This is a genomic window from Hyphomonas sp. BRH_c22 (assembly GCF_000961795.1).
In the GTDB taxonomy this organism is placed as follows: domain Bacteria; phylum Pseudomonadota; class Alphaproteobacteria; order Caulobacterales; family Hyphomonadaceae; genus Hyphomonas.
Genome location: NZ_LADU01000068.1, coordinates 22998 through 29012, shown reverse-complemented (window position 1 = coordinate 29012; position 6015 = coordinate 22998). Strand labels below are relative to the sequence as shown.

The following is a 6015-nucleotide window of genomic DNA, read 5'->3' as shown; positions in this document are numbered from 1 at the left end:
CAGCGACGGGGGCGGCTCCATCCGCATCCCGGCGGCCTGCTGCGGCCTGTTCGGCCTCAAGCCCTCACGCGGGCGCATCCCGATGGGCCCCGGCCGCACCGAAGGCTGGAACGGCCTCTCCACCGTCCACGCCGTCAGCCGCAGCGTGCGCGACAGCGCGGCCCTGCTGGACGTGTCCCACGGCCCCGAGGTTGGCAGCCGGTACCATGCGCCGCCCCCGTCCCGCCCTTTCCTGGCCGAACTTGACCATGATCCGAAGCCCCTGAAGATCGCCCTCTGGCGCAATGCCCCGAATGGCACCCAGCCGGATGCCGACGCGGAGGCCGGCCTGAAATTCACCGCCGAACTGCTTGAGCGCCTTGGTCACACGGTCGTGGAAGCCTCGCCCGAAATGGATGGCGCCGCGCTCGGCAAGGCAGCCCTGTTCACCATTTCCGCCAATATCGCCGCCATGGTCGATGAACGCGCCAGAACGCTCGGGCGCAACATCCGCGAGGACGAGCTGGAACCGGTCACGTTCCAGATGGCCAATCTCGGCCGCACCGTGCCCATGGTCGAACTCGCCCATGCCAACAATACGTTCCAGACCGCCGCCATTGCCTATGAACGCTTCCTCGATGCAGGCGGCTTCGACATGACCCTGTCGGCCACGCTGGCCCGGGCGCCGGAAAAGCTGGGCGTCATGGCCCTCACCGCGCCGGACACGATGGGGGAGGCCGTGCAGACCTTCGCGCCGCATTGCGCCGTGTTCAACCAGATGGGCGCCCCCGCCATGTCTGTCCCCCTCCACTGGACACAGCCCAACCCCGCCGCACCCTCCGGCCTGCCTCTCGGCATGATGTTCGGCAGCCGCTACGGCACGGAAAGCCTCCTGCTATCGCTGGCCGGGCAACTCGAACGCGCCGCGCCCTGGGCGCATCGGAAACCGCTGGTCTGGGTGGCATGACGCATTGTTTTGATTGCCATTCCCCTGCGAATTGTGGGAATCATGATTCTTGAGCCACTTGACCGCCGGAAGGACATCGCATGCTGAAATCCCTCGCTATTGCCGCCTTGGCTGCATTCGCCGCCTCTACCGCCTCAGCCGTTCCCGCAACGCCGGAAGCGGTCGAGGCACTGCTGGAATCCATGAACACGACGGATATTGTAACCGAAACCATTGACGACACGATCGTTCGTATCGATGCGACCCGTCAGGGTTACAATTTCACGGTCCGCCTGATGGATTGCACCGACGGCACCAATTGCGTTTCATCGATGATTTTCGCGACCTTCAACATGGACGCCCGCCCCACGCTCGCAGACTTTACGCACATCAACCTGTATAATGACAATTACCCCTTCGGACGGGCATTCCTGATCGGTGACACGGAAACAGACGGCTATCTGGTCGGCGTCGATTATGCAGTCAGCATGGCCGACGAGAACGTGCTCGGCGCGGACGAAGTCGATCTCTTTTTCGTCATCCTCAACTCTTTCATCGCGCACATGCAGGAAACCGACTGATGACACGAAAGCCGCGTTCAGGCGGGTGCCATTGCGGCGCGGTCCGCTTCGAGGTTGACCTGCCGGATGCCTTCGAGGTCGAGGATTGCAACTGCTCGATCTGCGCCATGAGCGGCAACACGCACGTCATCGTGCCTGCCAGCCGCTTCCGCCTGCTCGCCGGGTCTGCCAACCTGACCGAATACACGTTCAACACCGGTGAGGCGCGCCATCTGTTCTGCAAGACATGCGGTATAAAGAGCTTCTACGTCCCGCGATCCAATCCTGACGGGTTCGCCGTGACCTGGCGCTGCCTCGATGACTGGCAATCGCTTGTTGTGACAATCAATGCATTCGACGGGCAAAACTGGGAGGCCAATGCAGGCGCGCTGACCCACAAGTCCAGGCACTAGAGCGGTTCAGGTTTCAGCGGAAGCATAACCAGCATTGACGAGATAGTTGTTGCATTCTGTGGATGAGATATCGGTGACGATCTCGCCGGTGCGCTTTGTGACAGCCTCTGCGGTACGTTCCTGGGCGGTGCGCATGGCCTGCTTGATCTTAGCGAAGGTTTGTTCGATCGGATTGAGGTCGGGGCTATAAGGCGGCAGGAACCATAGCCGTGCTCCGGCGGACCGGATCAGGTTTCGTGTTTCGGCGCCCTTGTGGGAGCCGAGATTGTCCATCACGACGATGTCGCCGGGCGAGAGTTCGGTGACCAGCATCTGGGCGACCCAGGCCCGGAAGGCTTCGCCATTGATCGGGCCATCGAAGACGCAGGGCGCCTTCAGTCCATTGGTGCGCAGGGCGGCCAGGAAGGTCAGGGTGCGCCACTTGCCATGGGGTGCCCGGCCCAGAACACGCATGCCCTTCGGCCCCCATCCCCTGAGCGGCGCCATGTTCGTCTTCACCCAGGTTTCATCAATGAAGACAAGCCGATGCGGATCCAGTCCTGCCTGAACCCGCTTCCAGCGCCGACGCTTGCGGGCCACATCAGGGCGCAGCGGCTCGGTCGCGATCAGATTTTTTTGAAGCTGAGCCCCTCGGCCCGCAGGAAGCGCCAGACCGTGTCGTGGCTGACGAAGACGCCGCGTGCGGCAAGAAGATCGACAAGCCGGTGCAAGGTCAGGTGCGAGGTATCCTCGATCCGGGCGAGGATGAAGTCCCGGTGCGGCTCCAGGAGTGCCTGGCGGTGGCCGCCGACCTTTCCGGGTTTGAGGTCGCCCTGGCGCTTCAGTAGAGCGGACCACTGCACCACCGTCGAAGGCGCAATCTGGAACCGCTCTCCTACAGATCGGCAGCTCTCACCACGCAGGTACGCCGCAACAGCCCGCTCACGAAGATCCAGCGAATAGTATGTTCCCATGATCGCTGGCCTCCTTCCCAGCGATCATGGTGAATCACAATTCTAGCTTCGAGGGAATCCCTTCCGATTCCTCCAAACTTGAAGTTACTCTAAGGCGCGTCGTGTCATTGATCCTGGTTGGGACCGTCCTGTTCCGGATCGAGTCTACTTGGATGATGATCGGATTCGTGCGCGATTCTTCGATGAAGGATCCGAGGCACTTAAGCCCCATAGAATCCTCAATGGTTACTGACGTGACATCATTTAAACCGAGGTGTCTGCCCTTCTTGCTTCGATGGCGTTAAGGCAATCGCAGGTTCTGCTCGCAAGGCTTGCATAGGCAGCCACCGCGCGTTTGAAGGTTTGATACGTCATCATCGTCCCCAATGATAGAGATGATAGAACTACCCTAGCGACGCTCCAACGGAGTGGATTTTTCCATCGGACCTACCAGTTCGACTGTTTTTGCGGAAGGCTTGCACACCTGGTTTTCGGGTTGACAAGTTGCGACTCCGCAAGCTCCCCCGAACATGAGCTCATGACGGCCTCAGCCAGACAACCGCGCAGCCAGAACCGATGGCCCAGTCTGTCAACCGGCTTTTCAACGCAGCATCCTGTGCCAGCCATGGTTCATCGATGATTAGGGCATGAGGATTGGCAACCAATCCGCGCACGAGCCTGAGCCTCGCCATGGTGCAGGGGTCGATCAAGTGACGCTGAGGGTCGATGACAGATGGCAGGCCTGTAGTGCCAGGATCAATTCCTGCCAACAGAAGCGCATCATCGACCTGCCGTTTCGGAACCCGTCCCCGGGTTCTGACCACTTCGCGCAGGCTGCCTCTCGGTAGGGGCACAACCTCTGAAACAATCGCGACGCGTCGACCCCAGTCGCGCGGGTTGGCGAAAACCGCCTGCAAGTCGCCAAGGATTATCCCCTCCCCGCCTTTCATGAGCCGTGTGGTCAACCCAGGTATATCTGACCGAGCCATCTCAGCGACCTCGCCGGGTGGAGCGAGTATTCGCCCGTCTACTGATAATGTCTGGATTGGCCTGCGCGAAATCTTCTCGGTACCTTCGGGGGCAATCTGCGGCGCCTCAAGAGCCTGCGCATCGAGCTCGCGCAGTTTCTCGACTGCAATCTGGCGTTCGATCAGCGCCTCGACAGCGAGGATGAGCAGGGATACGCCAGCGCCGCACAGGCTGAGCGCATAGATAAGTCCGCCCCAGACCGAAGCCGGCACCAGAGCGCTTTCGGACCGCATGAGGATGAACAATAGGACGCCAGCGGGCACCGTGACGGTGCCGCTGGCCCGCAGCACCTGCACGAGCGAGACGGTCTTGACTGATATGTCAGCAAGGCGCCCACCTGCCAGGCGGATCGGCCGGACGAACAGTTCGAACGCGGAATATACCGCAGCCGTTCGCACCGCATAGACTGCGTCCCCGGTGCGCGCCGATAAAAGCCCCCGCGCAGCCCGCCTGAGCCGGAAACGCGCCGACAATGGAATCCATAGAATCAGAACTAGCAGCATCGATACGGTCGGTCCGGCAAGGCAGCTCAGTAACCCGTCGAGGCCGGCAATCGTCAACGCTGAAATCAATCCCGCCGTCAGCGTAAGTGCGCCGGATACTACGCCGCAAATGCCTGCATCAGACCAATTCTTAAGAGCAGCAAGGTCTGCGCTCATTCGTGTTGAGATCGTACCAAGCCGGCCGCGCCCGAGAGCCGACCTGACGGCCTGGCGCGCAAGACCAGACCGGACGTCGTTGACGTAATTCTGCCCAATCCATTCCGCGGCTACGCCGCGGCCCCAGTAGAGGCACGCGAGAGCTGTGACCGCAGCGATAAAGCTTGCGATCGGCCAAATCGACTGTGCCGCAAGGCCGATAACGCCTGTCAACGCCTTGCCAGTCAAGATTTGCGCCCCTGTTTCCAGAACGGCGAGCAGGATCAACAGAAGAAAGGCGGCCAGTCGGCCGCCTCCAAGATATGACGGAAAGTTGGAGACCGCCCCCTGCTTCCGATTAGGCATAGGCCGATAGCCTTGCTACACCCTTAATCCAGCTCAACGGAGCGGAACCTTCGGTCAGTTCCGGCAAAGCGCAAAAGCGCGCCCGCACAAGTCCTGCAGCTTCGCGCATAGCGAGCGGCGAAGCCGTGAGCAGTCCTGAGATCGCCGAAACCGAAAGCCCGCAATCATTCATGATCTGCCAGCCGACAACGGCCGACGCGGCGCTGTCGGCGGCATAGACCCAGCGGTCCGCCAACGCCTGCATCCGAGGATGCGAGAGCAACGCATGCGTTTCGCGCTGGTGCACGCCGTCGGCAATCTCCAGGATAACCACGTTACACCCGCGCTGGATCAGTTCGGCAACAAGCGCTTCGGAGCCCCGTACAACCTGCTCGACGTCCGCGAGATAGGTCGTCGCCATGCCCGCGTCAGTGAAGTCGAGTGTATGGACAGCGCCAGAGTCAACGAACTTCCAGTAATCGTTCCCCGAACCAGTACCCGTGATCTTTGCGGCGCCCACCCGCAATCCCTTCTGAGTCAGACCGCGCACCATTCCGGCGACAGTCGTGGTCTTGCCCGAGTTCATCGTCGCCCCGCAGACCGCAATCACCGGGACGTGGCGAAGTAAAATTGGACGCGCAGGCAAGGCATAGCGTTGCAAGTTTATGGGTCGGCCTTCGGCGTCGGTGACAAGGCCAATTGGGCGCAACCGGGTCGGACTACCCTTCGCCTCCCAGACTGCGTTCGAGTTCAACACGAGCGCTGCAATGCCGCCGCCCGCCGCCAGATCGCAGACTGAGAGATCATCAGGAACTTCCGCCTCATAAGCGTCCGGCGCATACCGGTTGCCATATGCGACAATAACCTCGTCACCGGAGAAGATGGCGGCTTTGCGGCCCGTCGCAAGTTCAAGCCGTCTAAGCCGGCCGACTTCTTCGACGTGCGCGAGCACCAGATCGCCAGCTGCGGGCGTAACCGGCCCGGTTTCCAGGGCCCGCATGTCCTGCAAGGGAACGCGGCGGGTCGTGAAAGCGCGCTTGGATTTGTAGAGTCGCGTCTGGTCGAAGATCTCGATCATATTGAAGTCCTTTGGGTCAGCGAGAAACAGTCATCCAGACAACGCTAGCCGCCTCCGATTCCTTCCCGCGGTTCAAAAAAATGCCCCGCCAGTCG

6 protein-coding genes are annotated in these 6015 nt (G+C 61.1%); 3 read left to right on the top strand and 3 right to left on the bottom strand.

All coding sequences use genetic code 11. The features are described from left to right. The 3 genes from VR74_RS08990 to VR74_RS08980 form a co-directional block, all read left to right on the top strand. Window positions 1-946 (top strand): amidase (locus VR74_RS08990; protein WP_045696026.1); only part of this gene is annotated, 946 nt, incomplete at its 5' end. Window positions 947-1026: 80 nt separating this feature from the next. Continuing rightward, window positions 1027-1506 (top strand): YbjN domain-containing protein, encoded by a 480-nt coding sequence (locus VR74_RS08985; protein WP_045696024.1) that lies wholly within the window; start codon window positions 1027-1029, stop codon window positions 1504-1506. After that, a complete protein-coding gene (locus VR74_RS08980) occupies window positions 1506-1898 on the top strand; it encodes a GFA family protein (RefSeq protein WP_045696023.1) in 393 nt (130 codons plus the stop codon). Before VR74_RS08985 ends, VR74_RS08980 begins: the two co-directional genes overlap by 1 nt. Window positions 1899-1904: 6 nt before the next feature. On the opposite strand, the gene VR74_RS20765 is transcribed toward VR74_RS08980, so the two are convergent. The 3 genes from VR74_RS20765 to VR74_RS08960 form a co-directional block, all read right to left on the bottom strand. After that, window positions 1905-2851 (bottom strand): IS630 family transposase gene (locus VR74_RS20765; protein ID WP_299949975.1). Its coding sequence is split into 2 segments (ribosomal slippage): window positions 1905-2509 and window positions 2509-2851, totalling 948 coding nucleotides; the frame shifts between segments, so codons are not numbered across the junction. 515 nt (window positions 2852-3366) lie between these two features. Further along, entirely contained in the window at window positions 3367-4863 is a 1497-nt protein-coding gene (locus tag VR74_RS08965) for an ABC transporter ATP-binding protein (protein WP_045696020.1), read from the bottom strand. Beyond that, the gene (locus VR74_RS08960; RefSeq protein WP_045696018.1) at window positions 4856-5920 is read right to left on the bottom strand and encodes a hypothetical protein; all 1065 of its coding nucleotides are present in this window, start codon (window positions 5918-5920) and stop codon (window positions 4856-4858) included. Before VR74_RS08960 ends, VR74_RS08965 begins: the two co-directional genes overlap by 8 nt. Between the last annotated feature and the right edge of the window lie 95 nt (window positions 5921-6015).